General features: G+C 72.6%; 2 protein-coding genes and 1 pseudogene. 2 read left to right on the plus strand and 1 reads right to left on the minus strand.

Features of this window, described 5'->3' with window-relative positions; genetic code table 11:
- A partial coding sequence (locus WBA11_RS04490) for an alcohol dehydrogenase catalytic domain-containing protein (RefSeq protein ID WP_424519528.1) occupies positions 1 to 634 on the plus strand: 634 nt, incomplete at its 5' end.
- Positions 635 to 649: 15 nt separating this feature from the next.
- A complete protein-coding gene (locus tag WBA11_RS04495) occupies positions 650 to 955 on the plus strand; it encodes a zinc-binding dehydrogenase (RefSeq protein ID WP_424519529.1) in 306 nt (101 codons plus the stop codon).
- A 60-nt stretch (positions 956 to 1,015) separates the two neighbouring features.
- On the opposite strand, the pseudogene WBA11_RS04500 reads toward WBA11_RS04495, so the two are convergent.
- Positions 1,016 to 1,596: pseudogene (locus WBA11_RS04500) on the minus strand (hypothetical protein); the annotation flags it as partial.

A 1,596-nucleotide genomic window follows, 5' to 3' on the forward strand; every position in this document is an offset into this window, starting at 1 on the left:
CGGCCGCCCCGCCGAGGTCCTCGCCCTCGAGGACGTGCCGACGCCCGAGCCGGGACCGGGCCAGGTCCGCGTCCGCGTCCGCCTGACGCACCGCCCGATCCACCCGGCCGACTTGTCGATGATTCGAGGCACCTACGGCCAGTCGAGGCCGCTCCCCGCGACCGGCGGCAACGAGGGGTTCGGGACCATCAAGGCCGTCGGCCAAGGCGTGTCCGATCTCGAGGTCGGCGACCGCGTCGCGAAGCTGGGCCAAGCGCCGACGTGGCAGGACTCCGTCGTCCTCGAGGCCGACGAGACGTTCCGCGTGCCGGACGCGCTTGGGGACGAGTCGGCGGCGCAGCTGTTCGTCAACCCCCTGACGGCCTGGCTCCTGCTCGAAGCGGTCGACCTCGAGGCCGGTGACGTGGTGGTCCAGACGGCCGGGGCGAGCGCCGTCGCCCGGGTCGCGGCCGAGATCGCGTTGTCGCGCGGCGTGGTCCCCGTCTCCGTCGTCCGCAGCGATGAGAACCGTGATCGTCTCGAGGGCATCGGGATCCGAGTCATCGTGGCCGACGGCAACACGAAAGAGAATCGGGCGCGCCTCCGAGAGGTCGCCGCCGATGCTGCCGCCGTCCTCGACCCAGTCGCGGGCTAGACGGGCGCCCTCGCGATGTCGGCGCTGCGCCCTCGAGGTCGGCAGGTGGTGTACGGCGCGCTGAGCCGGCGCCCGCTCGAGGTGTCGCCCGCGGCGCTGATCTACCGCGACGTGACCGTCTCCGGCGTCTGGCGGACGCGCTGGGCTCGCGAGACCCCCAACGCCGAGGTCCGATCCGTCCTCGAGGAGCTGGCGCGGCTCGCCCTCGAGGGCGCCCACACACTCCCCGTCGCCGCGACGTTCGGCCTCGAGGACGCGGCGCAGGCCGTCAAAGCCGCTACGGCGCGCGGTCGGTGGGGCAAGGTGCTGTTGGTGGGGTAGCGACCTGGCTTCGCCGACCTTACGGTTCGAAGACGTCGGCTCACGGCGACGTGCGGGCGCTCAGCCGACCTCGATGCGGATGGCTCCGACGGCACCGGCCAGACGGGACTCCGCCTCCGCGGCCGTCGCTCCCGTCACGATGGCGTGACCGGCCTCCTGCCCGGTCCCCTCTCGCTCCGAGATCTCACGCCCGAGTGCCGCGACGCGCACCTTCGCGACGCCCGGCATCCCGCGCGCTTGGTCGACGCCCGCGACCTCGAGAACGGTGCCCGGTCCAGGGTGGAAGATCCGGGACGCCGCGGACTGCTCGGCCTCGACCGGTAGCCCCGGCGGCGCTCCGAGCGCCACTCGCAAGACGGACTCCCACGGGTCGACACCGTACGCGTGCTGGACGAGCGGCATGATGTGACCGCCTGGCGGACGCGCCGCGAGCTCCCCGAAGACCAGACCGCTATCGGTCAGGAACAGCTCGAGGTGTGTGATCCCCGACGTCACGCCGAGTGCGCGACGGGCGGCGTCAGAGAACGCTTCGATCTCGGTCCGCATCTCGGGTGAGAGCGGCGCCGGAACCACGTTCGCCCAGGCCGGCTCGAGATACTGCGTCGGGTTGACCCACACCGTCTCGTCGTCCACGAGGAACG

The organism is Rubrivirga sp., from assembly GCF_049648075.1.
In the GTDB taxonomy this organism is placed as follows: Bacteria; Bacteroidota; Rhodothermia; order Rhodothermales; family Rubricoccaceae; genus Rubrivirga.